We start from the raw sequence: 16,578 nt of genomic DNA on the forward strand, positions 1-16,578 counted from the left end.
ATACCCGGCGGATTTGTGATAGGATCCGCGCCCGGCGGCGCCCTGAAGGGCGCTGTCTTTATTTAACTGATATATATTAACCTTAAAAAGCAGTGCTGGCCGCAGATGAACGAATTACTCGCACCTATCCATTCATTTTTACAGTGTGAAACCCCTGATGCCTGGGTTGAAAAAGCCGCGGAAAAAGACAATCTGGCGGTGGTACTGACTGATCATTTGATTTGCGAGCTAAAAGCCGCGCAAAGTGCCATGTTTCTTATCCGTCGCTATGCGGTAGATAAGGAAAGCGGCGATGCCTTACTGGCATGGCTGAAGCCTTTTGAAGACTTTGCGTACCGGAAAGAAGGCGACTGGCAGTCACTGCTTAAACATAACAAATTGTCGAAATCGATCATTCCCAAGTCCGGCACACCTTACGGCCAGGATCTCATTGATAAAATGGTGCTGCTTATCAAAGAGGAACTGCATCATTTTTTCCAGGTACTGGAAATCATGAATGAGTACGACATTCCTTATGAAAATATCGCGTCAAGCCGCTATGCAAAAGGATTACTGCGTCACGTGCGTACTCATGAGCCGGCAGCCCTCACAGATAAACTCATTTGCGGCGCGTACATTGAAGCCCGTTCCTGTGAGCGTTTTGCAAAATTGGCCCCCCATGTTGATAAGCGTCTGGGCGATTTCTATATTTCGTTACTTCGCTCGGAAGCCCGACATTATCAGGATTATCTGACACTGGCAGAAGAGATTGCCGGTGAGGATATTGCTGAACGTATTGCTTTTTTCGGTGAGGTCGAAGGTGAACTGATAACCTCACCGGATGAGGATTTTAAATTCCACAGCGGTTTACCCGTATAGAGAAACCCCGACTGCTGGCTTCAGTAGCAAGAATACCTTCACCAGTCTACGGGGCAATTTGTGCAGTCTGCCATGTATGTTCCCTGAAAAGTGGCGAAATGAATACGTGTTCCGGTTAAGTCAGCGCGGGACAAATTGGCGTCATTCAGCTTGGCTTCCTGAATGTTTGCGTTCGTCAGATCGGCGCCTGCGAGTTGAATCTTATTCATCCAGACCCTTTCCATGCGGGCATTCCGCAGGGTCACTCCGTTGAGTTTTGCGCCCGACATTCTCGCCTGGTCGAAATTGACGCCGGTCAGGTCAGCGCCGTTGAAATTAACGCCCTGAGCGAACAGGGAGAAGCCGGTGGCTCCTTCAAGATTGGCCCCGGTTAAGGTGGAAGTACGTAGATCACTGTGATTCAACGACACCATCGCCAGGTTTGCTTTGTCCAGTTTACTCTTTTTGAAGGTTACGTAGCTGAGATCAGCATGACGCAGATCTGCACCGCTGAAATTGACATTTGTGAACACGGAGCCGGACAAATCCATATGGCGCAAATCAGCACCGGACAAATCAGCATTATTGCATTGTGTTCCCTGAGTCAGTTTGCAACCGTCAATTTCGGCCACGTCATCATCAAAAGGCAAAGGCTCTGCGTGGCTCAGAGTGGCAGCAAAGCAGAACAGAAAATACAAGGGTTTCATAAGTCACTCCATGGAAGCGGGGCCGCAGCCCCGCCGGGTATGATTAACGTTTAGCGACTTTGTCGAAGTTTGGTAATTTGAATACCCAGAATGAACCGCCTTGTGCGACAGGCTTGGTCAGTTCTGCCATATCGCCACCCCACAGTGGTACAGCACCGCCGTAACCTGAAGCGAAACCGATATATTGCTCACCGTCCATTTCCCAGGTGATCGGGCAGGAAACGATGCCTGAGCCTGTCTGAAACTTCCACAGTTCTTCACCGGTTTTCTCATCAAACGCTTTGATGAAGCCATCGCCGGTACCTGTGAAAATTAATCCGCCTTTCGTGGCCAGAACGCCGGCCCATAATGGCAGTTTCTCTTTATGCGTCCATTTTATTTCACCGGATACAGGGTCTACTGCACGCAACACGCCTACATGGTCGTCAAACAGAGTTTTAATTCTGAAGCCCTGACCAAGGTATGCATTACCTTTTACGTAGTTAACTTCTTCTGTCCAGTAATCTTCTTTCCAGTGGTTTGCGCCCAGATAGAACCAGCCGGTGTTCTGACTGTATGCCATAGGGTTCCAGTTCTTTCCGCCCAGGAATGGAGGGGAAACTTCAATTGATTTTCCTTTCTCTTCGCCAGGTTCCGGCAGAGGCGGACGTTGTCCTTCTACTTCAACCGGGCGACCTGTATCGGGGTCGATGTGCGTAGCCCAGGTAATTTTGTCTACAAACGGGAAGCCTTTGATGAATTCGCCGTTCTCACGGTCTACTACATAGAAGAAGCCATTGCGGTCGGCGTGAGCAGTTGCTTTAACTGTTTTGCCGTTGTCATCGTATTCAAACAGTACCAGCTCGTTGTTCCCGGAGAAATCCCAGGCATCATTTGGCGTATGCTGATAGAACCATTTCACTTCACCGGTAGTAGGGTCTACACCAACCTGACCTGAGGTGTACAGGTTATCCCAGTTGCGCGGATCATCGCCTTTTGCTGTACGCTTCCATGTATTCCAGGGGGCCGGGTTACCTGCACCGATAATAATGGTGTTTGTTTCTACATCGAAGCTGGCACTCTGCCATGGCGCACCGCCACCGTGATGCCAGGCTTCAACCAGTTCGCCGTTTTCATCACGTGGCCAGGTAGGCGCATTTTCATCACCGGTGGGGGTACTGTCTTTACCGTTCAGCCGGCCCATGTGACCTTCAACAAAGGGGCGCATCCACACTTCTTCGCCGGTCAGCGGGTCACGGGCGAACAGTTTGCCTACCACACCGAATTCATCGCCGGAGGAGCCGTGGATCAGCAGGACTTTGCCAGTTTTCTGATCTTTTACCAGTGTCGGCGCACCTGTCATGGTGTAACCGGCGCGGTAGTCTTCAAAACGTTTTTTCCATTCCACTTTACCGGTGTGACGGTTCAGTGCCACGATACCGGCATCCAGCGTACCGAAATACACCATGTCGCCGTAAATGGCTGCACCACGGTTAATCACGTCACAGCAGGGGCGGATCCCTTCAGGCAAACGGTGAGAATAAGTCCACTTTCTTTCGCCGGTTCTGGCATCAAAGGCGAAAATACGGGAATAACTGGCGGTCACATAAACAACGCCGTCATAAACCAGTGCCTGAGACTCCTGGCCCCGCTGCTTTTCGTCACCAAAGCTCATGGTCCATGCCGGTGTCAGCATGTGCACGTTGTCTTTGTTAATCTTGTCCAGTGAACTGAATCGCTGTGCTTCCGGACCCATACCGTACATCAGTACATCTTCTGTGGTACTGGCATCGTTCTCAATATCATCCCAGGTGACGCCTTTAGCCTGAGTATATTGACTGGCAAGTGCGCTGCTCACGAGAATAGCAGACAGCAACAGTTTTTTAGTGGTGTTCTTAGGTGTAATAGTCATAGCGTACCTTTGCTATTTGTTTATGAAGTGTTAACAGTATGCGAGCAGCAGGGGGCAGGGAGAATAGACTTTTGCCCGAAGTAAGGCGGGAATAATTCCCGATTTGAAGCGGGATTTATCCCGTCAGAGAAACAAGGTTACAGAAGCTGATATCTGTCACGAAATAAGTAAAAAAAAGGCTAACCACAAAGGGTTAGCCGGAATAGGGTGTGAGCTGTTGAACCTCACTAAACCGAAAGGTTGGTCGAACAATGCAGCCTTCGATTTAGAGTAAGTGTGACGTAAATGGCGTCTGGTAACCACGGAACTTTTCCCGGTTTTGGCAGGAGCAATTCCCGAACTTTACGGGTTCATGACGCCACCTTTACATAACCGTTGTCGATGGCGAGATGAACCAGTTCAGTACTGGTTTTTACCTGAAGTTTACTTTTAAGCTGGGTGATGGCATTGGAAACCGTTTTGTCTGAAATATTCAAATCTTCTGCAATCCGTGTCCGTTTCTGGCCCTTTGCTACGCCCATGAACACATCGAATTCACGGCGGGTGAGCTGGTCGAAAATATCTTTCTTCTCACTGTAAGCATATGACGCAAGATTAATGGCCAGTTCGTGTTCAATATAAGTGCGTCCGGCCATTACAGTTTTTACCGCATCAAGCATTATTTCCGGTCTGCAACGTTTACTGATATAACCGCTGGCACCGGTATGCATTGCCCGGTTAACAATAGAGGCCTCGTCAAACATACTGAAAAATATGATTTTCAGTCCCGGCCAACGGCTGAGGAAGCGTGGAGCCAGGTTCAGACCACTAGCCTGCTCCAGGTTAATGTCCAGAATCATTACGTCCACATCATTCTGCGTCATACATGTCATCGCCTGGCGGGCATTTTCCGCCTCGTGAATCGTGGCTTCCGGCAGCATCATTGACAGCAGGGCACCGTATCCCTGGCGTACAACAGCGTGATCATCAACAAGTAATATGTGCATGACTGCTCTTCTCCGTTCCGGCCGTCAAAGGAACAACAACCTGAATACGTGCTCCTTCTTCGAAATTGTCTTTTGCAAAATGCCCACCCGTAAGACGGGCTCTGTCACGCATGGATGCCAGTCCCAGTCCGTCGGAACATTCTGATTGTTCAGCAAATCCGGTACCGTTGTCGGTGATATTCAATGTCATGACGTTTTGCGTCAGGGTGAGCGAAACGTGCACTTTTGAAGCATGGGCATGTCGTGCAACGTTGCTCAGCGCTTCCTGGGTGATGCGGTACAGATGCATGTCCCTCTCAATATTTTTTTCCGGGCTGAGGTCGGGAAGGGAGCAAGTAACATCAATATTGTGAATTTCTGACCAGCGTTCCAGCATTTCCCGCAGGGCGGAAACCAGGCCCATTTTATTCAGTGTGACGGGGTAGAGTTTATTAACCAGTTGCCGTATGCCGGACTGTATTTCTGCACATTGCTCGCCAAGTAAAGTGGCTGTGCGTTCTATGAATTTCGGGCTTTGTGTTTGCTGGCGCAACATGTAGCTTTGTACACGGATTCCGGTTACCAGCTGGCCCAGATTATCGTGTAATTCACGGGCGAGATTCTGGCGTTCGTGCTCTTGCAGGGAAGCCAGTTTATTTCTCAGTTGCTGTACTTTGTTTTCTCTTTCTTCAAGTGCAGAAGCCATCAGCTGGGTATGGGTAACCACACTGTCAATTTCTTCAATATCGCTGTGTTCAACGTCAACACGATAATTGCCATTCGCTACTTTACTGAGAGCTGAACTCAGTGCCTGTAAAGGCTTCATTCTTGACTGAACCACGATGTGCATTACGCTGAGAGTGAATAAAAGTGAAATCGCCAGTAAACCGAAAACCTGATAGACCGTGGTCAGGATCTCTTCCCGTTCAGCAGCGGGGTTAGCAAACAGAAATAGTTGCCGGCGGGGATCTTCCGGATGACTGAACACACTTACAGGTTCTACGGGAAAAAATGAAACATCCGGAGAATTAAGTGTTGAACCGGCCGGAGAATCGATTGCGAGGGCTGTAAGGTGACGGCTTTGCTGCAAGGCTGCTTCTATGGTTGCAAAGTCAACGTTTTGTTCAACCAGCGCATCAGCCAGTGCCAGTGATGCGTTAATTTCGGTGGCAACATCTTTTGTTGCCTGACTGTACATGATGAAAGCCAGCACTATTCCTGATATCAAATAGATACCTGTGATTGTAAGTGTAATTCTGCTGGTTGCTTTCATCGTTCTTTCGTACCTGAAGCCATAATGTATTTTAGTCAGTATCAGGTCAAAATTGCCTTGCCACTTTAGCTACAGATTTATAGTACTTTGGTAGGAAATGCTTCAGAGCCGGATTAAGGACAACAAAAAAGGAGCGCGATGCGCTCCTTTCATATGTAGTGGGATTGACCCCGCCGGATACCGGATTTATTGCGGGGCAGGGCCGGCACCATTTGATTTCGTTTCAGTGGTCGTGCCGGGTTGAGAGGTAAGGGCTGCAACCATAGCATTGTCGCCTTTTAATAAATCGGTGAGTGAACCACCGGCTTTATCTACCAGACCGACTTCCCGTAACAGAGCATCGACAACCGGTGCGTTGGCACGGTAATTCAACGCTGCCTGCGTGACCTGATCGGCCATACTGCCATTTCCGGTACTTACTGTGCCTTCTGCACCCCCGGCGGCATTACTGATCCCGTAGCCCTGCAGAATTTTAATGCCTTCAATATTTTCCAGTGGCTTCACGGCGCTGGCGATTATTTCAGGCAGGACTTTCAGAATTGCCAGTGCTTTTTGCAGCTCAATCTGTTCGTTTTTCAGAGTGTTTTCAGCATCGTACAGCGCCTGTTTACCCGCCGCTTCTACTGCCAGTACTTTTTCATCTGCCTGCGCCTGCAGCATTTTCGCATCTGCTGTGGCTTTGGCTTCAGTTAAAATGGCTTCAGCCGCATTCTCCGCCGCTTCTTTTTTCGCCTGAGCTTCTACGGTAATGCCCACTGCTTCCCGTTCCGCTTCTTTACGGGCGTCAATCACTTCAATTTCCATGCGACGCTTAGCTTCTGCAACCTGACGGGCTGTGGTTACCGCTTCTTCTTTCTCTACCTTAGCCTTTTCAGCTTCTGCTGCTTTAGCTCGTGCGGCAGACTCTTCTTCTGATTTGGTAGCAACCGCAATTTGTTTAACCTGTTCGGCTACTTCGACGTCCTGCTGCTGGGCAATACGGGCTTCTTCCAGTGCTTTGCGCTTGGCAATTTCACGGGTTTCCAGCTCACGGGACTTGTCAATTTCAGCTGCTTCAACGGCTTTTTCTTTGGCAATGCCGGCTTCACGTTCTTCCCGTTCTTTTTGCTCCCGCTGTTTAGCGATTTCAGCTTTTTGCTCCTGACGCTTAAACTGCAAAACCTGCTCCTGCATCAGTCGGGCTTCTTCTTCTTCCCGTTTAATATTCAGCGACTCTTTTTCCGCTTCCAGATTGCGGGTTTCAATCTTGACGCGGTTTTCCTGCTGGATATCGTTGGTTTCTTTACGCTTCTCTTCAATGATTTTTGCAAGACGGGCACGACCTTCAGCATCAAAGGCATTGTTCTCATTGAAGAAATCCAGGTCGGTCTGATCGAAGCCGGTTAAACTTACCGATTCCAGTTCCAGACCATTTTTCTCAAGATCGTTTGCAACACTCTGCTGCACTTTCTGGACGAAATCTGCACGCTGTTCATGCATTTCCGTCATTGTCATTTCTGCAGCCACGGCGCGAAGTACGTCTACAAACTTAGACTCCATCAGCTTTTTCACTTCTTCGGCCCGGGTTGTACGGGTACCTAAAGTTTGTGCCGCCATGGAAATGCCGCTGGCACTGGGCGCTACACGTAAATAAAAGTCGGCTTTTACATCCACCCGCATGCGATCTTTGGTGATCAGCGCATCTTTCTGGGTTTTTTCTACCTCGATACGCAGGGTGTTCATGTTCACGGGAATGATTTCGTGCACCACCGGCAGCACAATCGCGCCGCCATCTTTAATGACTTTTTCACCGCCCAGACCGGTTCTGACGAAGGCAGTTTCTTTAGTGGCCCGTTTATAAAGCTTGGCGAAAATAAGACCAATGGCCAGCAGGGCGATAACGACAACAAGCCCGATAATGAGAACGGCGGGCAGATTATTAGCAGAGTAGGTTTCCATATTTACAACTTCCTTATTGCTGCAGGGTTATTTATATCGGGTAGCAAGCCAACTATGCAGGCTTTTCTTTACGAGGATGATTTTTTCTCCGCGGGTGAAGGTTTCATCACTTTCAAAAGGCTCAACCAGTACATAGTGAACCTGGCGGTAACGATCAGTAAATTTCGCTTCCGCCGGACTGCCGTTACGGGCAACGCCTATGGTGATTTCTCCTACAGCGCCAACAAATTCATCATTGTCGATGGCACTGCTTTCATTTTTTGGTAACAGACCTGCCAGTGCGCTGCCAAGCCGGCCGGTGAGGGGCAGGGAAACGAAAATAGCGATTGGAACACCAGCCGCCGGCGGTAAGAAGCGTCCACCCAGAAAGCTGGCGTAAGACAGATTCAGTATGTAGCCGGTGAGTCCGAACAGGGTAAGAAGCAGAATGAACCAGATCATCACCGGTAATTTGTCCAGCGACAGCCAGTTGGTAAGGGCGGCCAGCCCTGACACAGACTCACCACCGCCAAGGTCGGGTTCAGGCATATCGTCGAAAATGCCTAATAAACTGATCCCCAGTGCCATGCCGAGTAGTTCAATAATGAACAGTAAGATGACAATGCCAACTGCTGCACTGAACAGAAAGTTGGCATCATGAAAGAAGAATGTGGACATTTTTTCACCATCCTTGATGAATCCTGATTGCTATTTTTATAACACATTCTTATCAAATTGCGAGGAGTTTACAACGATCTTTAGTGCAGGTGAGATCCCTCAAGGGCTTCACCGCTGGCATTGTAAAAACCACTGGCACCGGCTTCTATAAAGCCCTGGTGTACCATGTTGGTGAGAAACGGATCGGTATGATCATCGCCAATATCGGCATAATCAGTTGTCTGATATCCGTAGCGACTTGCAAAAAATGCGTTGATGCCTGCCTGTTCATGAGACAGCGATTGCTGTTGCCAGTGCATTTTCTGTTCGCCTTTAGTCACAGTGAACGAGACAATCAGTTGCAGGTTGTCTGCCCATACCAGCTCGATATACCCGTTTTCACTGCCGGCAGTATAACGGGTACGGATATCGCAGCCTGACCCTTGTGAATCCTGTTTCTCCAGCCCGTCGATAAAGGCCTGCTTAACCAGTTGATTGCGGTATTCCCAGTCGTTATCAACGCGACCATGAATATTTTCGCCGGGCTGATATTCAATGCCCCGTTTGTGAGCATCAAAAAAGCGCGTTTGTTTTACCCGTTCATGCACATGTTCCCAAACCTGCGTGATGTCGCTGGCAGGATACTGGTGTGCTACCACATCAGGTTTTCGCCATAAGGTCAGTGAACGGCTTCGAACTTTGTCGTTGGTCGTCTCAGTAAGGGTATAGTCTGCTTTCACCCAGTTCTTTTCAGCATCACACTGAGCCGGTTCTTCAGACGTTGCGGCAGTTACCGCTGAAGTAAACAGAGTGGATGCGGATAAGAGCAGTCCGCAGAGAAGAGTGTGAGATTGTTTCATTATTTATTACCAGCAAAAAAGGGACGACCAGACGGACGTCCCTGTATTCAGAGCTTATTGTTACTCGATAGCCGCTTCTGCGTCATCAATCAGACTTCCGGCAAAATCCATCACATGGAAGATAACGCTTTGCTCGTTAGTGCTGTTGACGAGGAATGCGCCAGGGCCTTTTGCATAAATGCCAACGTCTTCACCTGAGTGAGTTTCAGATGAAAGCGGGATTAAAGACTCCTGGTGGAAACCGGCAGCAGTGGTATCAACATCTGCCAGATCCTGACGGCCGGCGTTGACATCATAGTTGTAGATTTCGTCTGCATCGGTTTCGGTACCCAGGTCACGGAAGCCGTTACCGTTCATGTAACCAACCGTGGTGTATGGCATACCGTCAGCTGCAGTTGCTGCTTCGTCTGCGCCTACGTTAACCACTTTGCCCAGAATCGGATTCCCTCGTTTTGGATAACCGGCAATGGTAAATACGTGGCCGTGGTCGGCAGTGACAATGATTAATGTATCTTCATCATCCGTTAACTCATCAGCTACAGCTACCGCATCAGCAAGGGCAATTGTATCGGTCAGTGCACCGTAGGCGTTACCGGCGTGGTGGGCATGGTCAATACGACCGGATTCCACCATCAGGAAGAAGCCGTCATCGTTGTTATCCAGAATCTTAATAGCTGCTTCTGTCATTTCACTGATTGACGGTTCACCGGCTACATCGTTACCGCGGTCTGCGTCGTATTGCATGTGCGACTCATTGAACAGGCCGAAAACACGTTCAGTGGTTTCTGTGTCGAGTCCGTCAAAACCGGCCTGGTCGTACAGGTAAACACCATTGGGATATTGCGCTGACCATTCTGCGGTCAGATCACGTCCGTCTGTACGGTCACCTTCAACAGCGCTGACAGCGTCAGGGCTGTTAAACGCAGCATCTTTAGGCAGGAATGAGCGGCGGCCGCCGCCCATAACGACTTCGATACCGTCAATGTCAGCACCGAAACGTGCTTCTGTAGCTGCTTCAAAACCAACCAGCTGCGCAGCAATGTCGGTACAACCGGCAGTAATGGCCTCAGCAGGCATGTCGCCATCGTCTTCCCAGTTACGGTCAGCTGATTTGGCGTAAGTCGCTGCAGGTGTAGCGTGAGTGATACGTGCAGTAGACACGATACCGGTAGATTTCCCGGCCAGTTCCGCCAGTTCCAGCGCCGTTACCAGCTCATTACCGGCAACGGTGCTGCAGTCACCGCGAACAATATTTTCGTTTACACCAATTACGCCAACATCGGTTTTCACGCCGCTCATCATTGCGGTCATGGTACCCGCTGAGTCTGGTGTTTGTGCATCAACGTTATAGGTTTTTGATAAACCGGCGAAAGGGAAGCGGTCGAAACTCAACTGGTTCTCTTCACCGTTGTCACCGTTCATCTGGCCTTCCATGATACGTGCTGCTGTCACAGTAGACACGCCCATACCGTCACCGACGAACAGGATAACGTTTTTCGCTTTACCTTTCAGCGATGCAACAGCCGCTTCCACAGAAGCATGTTTGGTCACGGTGGTATTGCTGGTAATAGTCTGAACGCCGTCCACAGAGGTTGTGCCGGTGGCATTCAGCCAGGTGGTCTTGGCCGCTTCAACTTCCGCCTGACCGGCTACGAAATATTCGTTGTTCAGGCTGGTCAGCAACTCACTGGTTGCCACTTCTGCATTAGCCGGTACACACACATAACTGGTTTCAGAAATTTCGCTGTCGCTTAACGCGCCGTCACCGTCGGCATCAAGGCCTGAATCAAAACGTACGCCACTGTTCGGGCAGTTTGCATCGCCGGTGGCCAGTTCAGTTTGTACCGTCAGGCTGTTTAATCCGTTACTGCCGTCAGTACCGTCAGCGCCATCATCACCGTCAAGAGAACAAGCGGTCAGGCCGGCCATGGCCATGGCTAAAAGGCTATATTTAAATACTTTCATGATGTCCTCTTCTTATTCTTCAATCAGTCCGAGAGACTGGTTAATCAGGTGGAATACAACGCTTTGCTCAATGACACCCTGAATTAACTGGCTGCCTGGGCCTGTGCCGTGCAGGGCAATGTCTTCACCGGAGTGAGTTTCTGAAGACAGCGGGATAAGCGCTTCCTGGTGGTAGCCTGCAGCAGTGGTATCCACGCTGGTAATATCCATACGGCCAGCATTGATTTCTTCGCTGTAGATAGCGTCAGAATCGGTTTCTGTACCTAAATCGTTAAAGCCGAAACCATTCATGTAGCCCACAGTGGTATAAGGCATGCCGTCAGCAGCAGTAGCCGCTTCATCAGCACCTACGTTAACCACTTTGCCCAGGATCGGGTTACCGCGCTTAGGATAGCCGGCAATAGTAAACACGTGGCCGTGGTCAGCCGTGACCAGAATCAGTGTTTCTGATGGATCGGTATTCGCTACCGCAGCTTCGATAGCCTGCTCAAACGCCAGTGTTTCAGACAGTGCACCGGAGGCATTGCCTGCATGGTGAGCGTGGTCGATACGACCTGATTCCACCATCAGGAAGAAGCCTTTGTCGTTGTTATCGAGAATGTCGATTGCTTTAGAAGTCATCTCTGCAATGGAAGGCTCACCGGCAACATCGTTGGCGCGGTCTGCCTCGTACTGCATGTGAGATTCGTTGAACAGACCAAACAGACGGGTCGTGGAAGCGGCATCCACCGCATCGAATCCGGCCTGATCGGTTACGTAAACACCATCGCTGTACATTTCCTGCCACTCAGCAGTCAAATCACGGCTGTCAGTACGGTCGCCTTCTGTTTCACTTACCGCGTCATTGCTGTTAAACGCAGCATCATTCGGCAGGAAGTGACGGCGGCCGCCGCCCATGGCAACATCAATACCGTCAACGTCTATACCGGTGTAACGGCTTTCCAGATAATCTTCAAAATGTACCAGCTGGTCGGCAATGTCAGCACAACCGGCTGTGACTGCCGCTTCCGGCATATCAGATACGTCTTCCCAGTTGCGGTCTGCTGATTTGGCATAAGTGGCTGCAGGCGTCGCGTGAGTCAGGCGGGCAGTTGATACCACACCGGTAGACAGTCCTTTTATTTCAGCCAGTTCCAGTGCGGTAATCACTTCATTGCCGGCAACTGTTGAACATTCGCCACGTTCGATGTCTTCATCTACACCGATTACACCCACGTCTGTTTTCAGTCCTGACATCATGGCTGTCATCGTACCAGCTGAATCCGGAGTCTGGGCATCTACGTTATAGGTTTTTACCAGTGCAGTACCGGGAAAGCGTTCCCACGTTAAGTAACCTTCTTCACCGGGGTTGCCCGCCAACTGGCCTTTACGGATACGTGACGCAGTCAGCGTTGAAATACCCATACCGTCACCCACAAACAGGATCACGTTTTTGGCTTTAAAATTATTGGTGGTTTCCAGTTTCTCAGTGAGTTTGGTTTGTGCGTCGGTGAACCAGGCACTTTCAGACTGATAAGCAGGAAGCACATCCGCCTGCAAACCAGTTGAAACCGCCAGAGCCAGAGCGCTGACAGAAGCTTTCCAGTTAAATTTCATTATGACATTCCTAATTATGTTTTTGATTACCGGCGCTGTAGACAGAAGCAGCCGTGTGTCTGCGGCAGGGGGCGGGAAGCAGGCAGGTGATGTGTGTAACCTCTCTTCCCTGAAAGTTTCGGTTCCCTGACCGGACGGTGAAACAGAGTAGGCGGCCTGTATGACGAACAGGTTAATCTGAGATGAATGATTTATGTCGGATTGATGTCGGTTTTATGAAAAATGTTATAACATAACACATTGTTTTAACTGATTATTTGAGGGGCGCAGTAAAGAAATGACTGGTATCAGGCAATTACCTCTGCTTATTTTCAGTCTGTGTACACTTCACTTAATTTAATCACGATCCATCCGCTGATGTAGATGTTTTGAGGGCGGCGTGCGTCGTAAATAATCCCGTTCTCGTACATGGAACTCAGTTCTTTGCGACTGAACCGAAGATGATTTTTCCGGTAGTAGTTTCTGAGCAGGAGTGGTTTATCAAATTTGATGTGAGTTTCAGGCGATACGGGTTCACTGAAACCAATATTTCCTACCGCTACCGTAATATTTTGCTCATCTGTTGCAATGACTTTTAAGGGCACAAAACGATATTTAATGTCACTGGATCTATCCAGTTCATAATAATCAACAAACAAAAAGTCGCTTTTCCTCGGCTGGGAGATAATCGTAGAGGCGACAGCCTGCAGGTACTGACCGTGTAAAAGGTAAATGGCAATCAGACTGCCCACGGCCAGAAACTCCCAGTGATTTTTCACAAACTCAATGAAACCAGCGCGCTTACCCACGATCAAAATCCTTTTGACTCTCCATATTGTCAGCTTTGTATATATCCACAGACAGGTCAAGCAGGGAAAAGCGGCGATGACAGTTATTCATTTGCGGAAAAATTTCAGGGCGAATTCTTCAAACCGGACTTTTGCGGGTCATTCTTTAGGAGGGTTGCCCGGCGCTTACGCGTTATTCAAACATCCTGATATGTTCGATAATTATATTCTGGGCAGTCCGCCGGTTTGGTATAACGATAATGAAATTCTTCAATCAGCGACAATCAAGACATCGCAAAAAGTAAAAGTATACCTTTCCGTAGGGAATTTAGAGAAACCATCGTTTGCCAAAACAAGGATGTTGAATGAAATTTATTGCTTTATTTTATCTTCTAATCAGTGTGACTTCCGTGCATGCCGCTATGGATGAAATCCCTCTACAAGTTACAGATGACGGGCACTTCAGCCTCAAAGCTGCTGTCAATGGGAAGGAAGGGAAATTCATCCTTGATACAGGCTCAACGGGTTCTGTTGTAGGTATGGGTAAGCTTGAACATTTCGGTATCAAAATAGCCTCAAGTGGTATTGATGGCGTCACTGCCGGCGATGAGAAAGAAGGTACAACCCAAACATTCCCTGTCAGTATCCAGTCAATGGTCATAGGGAGTTACGAGCTGACGCTCAGGAACATCTATACAAATTCAATAGGTCAATTAGGGCCTGATATAGATGGGATCATTGGTCACGATGCAATTGTTGAATTACACGCATTAGTTGATATCAATAAAGGCAGACTTTTAGTTCCGGAAGACGAAAGTGAGACAAAAGAATTTTTTTCAGGAGCTGATTCGAAGTATACCGCCATTCCTCTGTTGCAAACTGAAATAGGGTTTACCCTGATCAAAGCAAAGCTTGAGCAGCATGATGTTGTTTTACTGGTCGATTCAGGTGCACAGCAAACCGTCTTGGACAGGTCTGTATTATCCGGAAACTTAGGATTTAAATTGGATGATCATCCGAAAGCAAAATCTGTCAGCGAAAACGGGGCTGAAACACCTATGAAAGTCCTAATGAATAAAACAATAAAAATCGGTAGTGCAGAAGTTAATGATGATTTTCTTGTCACTGAACTGGGTGCTCTGAGACAGGCTGTCGGTTCGAAATATGGAACTGTTATAGGAATAGTCGGGAATAAAGAGTTGGCTTCCGTTAATAGTATAATTGATGTAGCTAACAGCACCTTGTATATGAGAGATAAATAGAATCGTTCTTAGTATTCAGAGAATAGCGGACATAAGGTGGTCTGATGAGAATCGTCTGCTAAAGACAATAAGCGGACATTGAACAAAACGATCCTAAAAGATTGAGTTCCACACAAATCTGATACTTCTTTTGCCCTAAAAATACTGATATTTATACAGGTGTAATGAGGTTTTTTCAACATCGGCTTTTTTCCTGTTGAATAAAAATCTCTGGTCTCACTTTGTTTTTCGCCAGTCTGCTAAGTCTTTATAATTTAACAATGGAAAATAATTTGCTCATGGCTTTTAATAGGAAGCGAAAAACGTCTCGTTAAAGTCAGGCTCCTTTTGATTTTTAGATCTGCATCATTTCAAGTCGAGTTAAAATTTGAAATACGCATTTAAATCATAAGGTAAGCTAAATATTGATGAGGAAAACTAATAAAATGAGCAATTGTAAAAGCGAGATGCTCGTTAATTAGCGTTATGCGGAAACATGGAGGCAACAATGAGTACCACGATAGTCATAGCTATTCTTGTGGTTTTCACAATCGCAATGCTTATAACCGGATACGTAATTAAAAATACACCGGAGACAGAGGACTTTGATAAGCAAAAAGTTAGATTTGCAGCAGTTACGTTTACGGGCATCTTAGTATTGGTTCTCCTATCTGGAATTATGGGAATAGTGGATGAGTCAGGAAGAGGTATGGATGTATTTAAAACTATACTCACAGCATTGACCCCAGTTGCAGGTGGCATCATTGGGTATCTATTCGCTGCGAAAAAGTAAATGCATAACAAAGAATAGCAGTGGACAAACCGCTGAATGCGGCGTTCTACAACATTAAATATGGAGGTTCTATGTTGCTACTAGATAAGATTATTAATGCGCTTTCCGATCTTGTTGTTATCCTTCCTAAGAAGAATAGAAAAAACCGAAAAGAAATACGGGAAGTATTACTTTTGGTTCAAACCGAGATGGAGAGAGCAATCGAGCTAGCGATATTGTATATCGATGGCACTAAAAGAATTATTTCTGATCAAGAGCTAATCGATCATCTGCAAGGGGCATCAAGTAATCTAATGAGTTCCTACAATGAATTTAAAATCTGCGCCGGCCTCTATGGTTTAGCAGATCGATTCGATGAGGTGTTTTCTTCCATCAAAGGCGCAATAAACGTAGGGCAGATAAATGCTGTGGAAGATCTTATAAGGAACTTAGGCAACGGTGAAAGTTTGATGATAGATGGACTGAGGGGGATCACCGAAAAAATGTATGACTATGGAAACGAACTCAGAAATCTATCTGGTGTTGATTTCGACAGTAAGAAATTGGAAGCAATTCAGAGACTCGATCTCGAGGTTAATAGCATGAGATCACAACTTAATTTATTTCGGAAGTCAATAAAGGACATCCTTAAACTGATGTGATTGTAGAACAAGTCAAGCAATCAGACGTAGTAAACTGCGTAGGTTCTTGATGCGTGATGCCTTAAAAGGATACATATGATTGCTGAAATTGAAAATGCATTGGGCGAAGGCTTTAAATTCGCGCAGCTTTCTTTACCCAAGCCAAAATCGATTCTCCGGTGTTATCTCAAATTGGGCAGGACTGCTTGTTTTTTGCTTATCGACATGCGTGCGCCTCAGCACTGGACGTCCGCAAACGACACTTTGAGTTTAATGAGGTCACAACCTCGCAGCTTGCTATCAAGACCAAGATTGAACAGTGCGAGAGCACGCGTCCGCCCTTCAAACTCTAAACGAATTCGGATACCCCGTATATTTGATATTTGGAGGGGCTTTTTCAGCCCGATAATAAGATCTTTATTCCAAGGTGTATGGACTTGAATTGCCATGAGTTGTCTCCTGTTAAATAGGAAACATGAGTATGCCAGT

Annotated in this window: 16 protein-coding genes; 5 read left to right on the top strand and 11 right to left on the bottom strand. The window is 47.6% G+C overall.

What is annotated here, in order from left to right:
* Positions 1–105 precede the first annotated feature (105 nt).
* Complete coding sequence (gene miaE / locus ACXAH4_RS10870) at positions 106–858, top strand: tRNA isopentenyl-2-thiomethyl-A-37 hydroxylase MiaE (protein WP_119501816.1); 753 nt, start codon at positions 106–108, stop codon at positions 856–858.
* Positions 859–896: 38 nt separating this feature from the next.
* On the opposite strand, the gene ACXAH4_RS10875 is transcribed toward miaE, so the two are convergent.
* The 10 genes from ACXAH4_RS10875 to ACXAH4_RS10920 all read right to left on the bottom strand — a co-directional run bounded on the left by ACXAH4_RS10875 (position 897) and on the right by ACXAH4_RS10920 (position 13,456).
* Entirely contained in the window at positions 897–1,544 is a 648-nt protein-coding gene (locus ACXAH4_RS10875) for a pentapeptide repeat-containing protein (protein WP_474881859.1), read from the bottom strand.
* Positions 1,545–1,587: 43 nt separating this feature from the next.
* A complete protein-coding gene (locus tag ACXAH4_RS10880) occupies positions 1,588–3,435 on the bottom strand; it encodes a methanol/ethanol family PQQ-dependent dehydrogenase (protein WP_474881861.1) in 1,848 nt (615 codons plus the stop codon).
* 350 nt (positions 3,436–3,785) lie between these two features.
* Positions 3,786–4,421, bottom strand: coding sequence for a response regulator (locus tag ACXAH4_RS10885; protein WP_474846620.1), 636 nt, complete (start codon positions 4,419–4,421; stop codon positions 3,786–3,788).
* Positions 4,402–5,628: a sensor histidine kinase gene (locus tag ACXAH4_RS10890; RefSeq protein WP_474881863.1), complete on the bottom strand. Its 1,227-nt coding sequence runs from the start codon at positions 5,626–5,628 to the stop codon at positions 4,402–4,404. The genes ACXAH4_RS10885 and ACXAH4_RS10890 overlap by 20 nt, the downstream gene beginning before the upstream one ends.
* A gap of 231 nt (positions 5,629–5,859) precedes the next feature.
* Positions 5,860–7,611: a flotillin family protein gene (locus ACXAH4_RS10895; RefSeq protein ID WP_474881865.1), complete on the bottom strand. Its 1,752-nt coding sequence runs from the start codon at positions 7,609–7,611 to the stop codon at positions 5,860–5,862.
* A gap of 27 nt (positions 7,612–7,638) precedes the next feature.
* Entirely contained in the window at positions 7,639–8,268 is a 630-nt protein-coding gene (locus tag ACXAH4_RS10900; protein WP_119501810.1) for an OB-fold-containig protein, read from the bottom strand.
* 80 nt (positions 8,269–8,348) lie between these two features.
* Positions 8,349–9,107, bottom strand: a complete 759-nt coding sequence (locus tag ACXAH4_RS10905) for a hypothetical protein (protein WP_474881867.1) — start codon at positions 9,105–9,107, stop codon at positions 8,349–8,351.
* Positions 9,108–9,167: 60 nt separating this feature from the next.
* Positions 9,168–11,072, bottom strand: coding sequence for an alkaline phosphatase (locus ACXAH4_RS10910; protein WP_474881868.1), 1,905 nt, complete (start codon positions 11,070–11,072; stop codon positions 9,168–9,170).
* A 12-nt stretch (positions 11,073–11,084) separates the two neighbouring features.
* Complete coding sequence (locus tag ACXAH4_RS10915; protein ID WP_474869187.1) at positions 11,085–12,668, bottom strand: alkaline phosphatase; 1,584 nt, start codon at positions 12,666–12,668, stop codon at positions 11,085–11,087.
* 311 nt (positions 12,669–12,979) lie between these two features.
* Complete coding sequence (locus ACXAH4_RS10920; protein ID WP_474846606.1) at positions 12,980–13,456, bottom strand: hypothetical protein; 477 nt, start codon at positions 13,454–13,456, stop codon at positions 12,980–12,982.
* Positions 13,457–13,532: 76 nt separating this feature from the next.
* Between ACXAH4_RS10920 and ACXAH4_RS10925 the strand changes: the two genes are divergently transcribed.
* The 4 genes from ACXAH4_RS10925 to ACXAH4_RS10940 all read left to right on the top strand — a co-directional run bounded on the left by ACXAH4_RS10925 (position 13,533) and on the right by ACXAH4_RS10940 (position 16,110).
* Positions 13,533–13,865: an alpha/beta hydrolase-fold protein gene (locus ACXAH4_RS10925; RefSeq protein WP_474881870.1), complete on the top strand. Its 333-nt coding sequence runs from the start codon at positions 13,533–13,535 to the stop codon at positions 13,863–13,865.
* Complete coding sequence (locus ACXAH4_RS10930; RefSeq protein WP_474881871.1) at positions 13,801–14,697, top strand: aspartyl protease family protein; 897 nt, start codon at positions 13,801–13,803, stop codon at positions 14,695–14,697. Before ACXAH4_RS10925 ends, ACXAH4_RS10930 begins: the two co-directional genes overlap by 65 nt.
* Before the next feature lie 487 nt (positions 14,698–15,184).
* A complete protein-coding gene (locus ACXAH4_RS10935; protein WP_474881872.1) occupies positions 15,185–15,469 on the top strand; it encodes a hypothetical protein in 285 nt (94 codons plus the stop codon).
* A gap of 20 nt (positions 15,470–15,489) precedes the next feature.
* Entirely contained in the window at positions 15,490–16,110 is a 621-nt protein-coding gene (locus tag ACXAH4_RS10940; RefSeq protein ID WP_474881874.1) for a hypothetical protein, read from the top strand.
* Between the two features lie 215 nt (positions 16,111–16,325).
* Here the strand turns inward: ACXAH4_RS10940 and ACXAH4_RS10945 are convergent, their stop codons facing one another.
* Positions 16,326–16,538, bottom strand: a complete 213-nt coding sequence (locus tag ACXAH4_RS10945; protein ID WP_474881875.1) for a hypothetical protein — start codon at positions 16,536–16,538, stop codon at positions 16,326–16,328.
* Positions 16,539–16,578: the final 40 nt, after the last annotated feature.

It is taken from the genome of Alteromonas sp. ABV2_168, assembly GCF_056161165.1.

Excerpts from the sequence above, each read along its gene's own strand:
- miaE (WP_119501816.1), top strand. The coding sequence starts at position 106 with ATGAACGAATTACTCGCACCTATCCATTCATTTTTACAGTGTGAAACC.
- ACXAH4_RS10875 (WP_474881859.1), bottom strand. The coding sequence starts at position 1,544 with ATGAAACCCTTGTATTTTCTGTTCTGCTTTGCTGCCACTCTGAGCCAC.
- ACXAH4_RS10880 (WP_474881861.1), bottom strand. The coding sequence starts at position 3,435 with ATGACTATTACACCTAAGAACACCACTAAAAAACTGTTGCTGTCTGCT.
- ACXAH4_RS10885 (WP_474846620.1), bottom strand. The coding sequence starts at position 4,421 with ATGCACATATTACTTGTTGATGATCACGCTGTTGTACGCCAGGGATAC.
- ACXAH4_RS10895 (WP_474881865.1), bottom strand. The coding sequence starts at position 7,611 with ATGGAAACCTACTCTGCTAATAATCTGCCCGCCGTTCTCATTATCGGG.
- ACXAH4_RS10900 (WP_119501810.1), bottom strand. The coding sequence starts at position 8,268 with ATGTCCACATTCTTCTTTCATGATGCCAACTTTCTGTTCAGTGCAGCA.
- ACXAH4_RS10905 (WP_474881867.1), bottom strand. The coding sequence starts at position 9,107 with ATGAAACAATCTCACACTCTTCTCTGCGGACTGCTCTTATCCGCATCC.
- ACXAH4_RS10910 (WP_474881868.1), bottom strand. The coding sequence starts at position 11,072 with ATGAAAGTATTTAAATATAGCCTTTTAGCCATGGCCATGGCCGGCCTG.
- ACXAH4_RS10915 (WP_474869187.1), bottom strand. The coding sequence starts at position 12,668 with ATGAAATTTAACTGGAAAGCTTCTGTCAGCGCTCTGGCTCTGGCGGTT.
- ACXAH4_RS10925 (WP_474881870.1), top strand. The coding sequence starts at position 13,533 with ATGACAGTTATTCATTTGCGGAAAAATTTCAGGGCGAATTCTTCAAAC.
- ACXAH4_RS10930 (WP_474881871.1), top strand. The coding sequence starts at position 13,801 with ATGAAATTTATTGCTTTATTTTATCTTCTAATCAGTGTGACTTCCGTG.
- ACXAH4_RS10935 (WP_474881872.1), top strand. The coding sequence starts at position 15,185 with ATGAGTACCACGATAGTCATAGCTATTCTTGTGGTTTTCACAATCGCA.
- ACXAH4_RS10945 (WP_474881875.1), bottom strand. The coding sequence starts at position 16,538 with ATGGCAATTCAAGTCCATACACCTTGGAATAAAGATCTTATTATCGGG.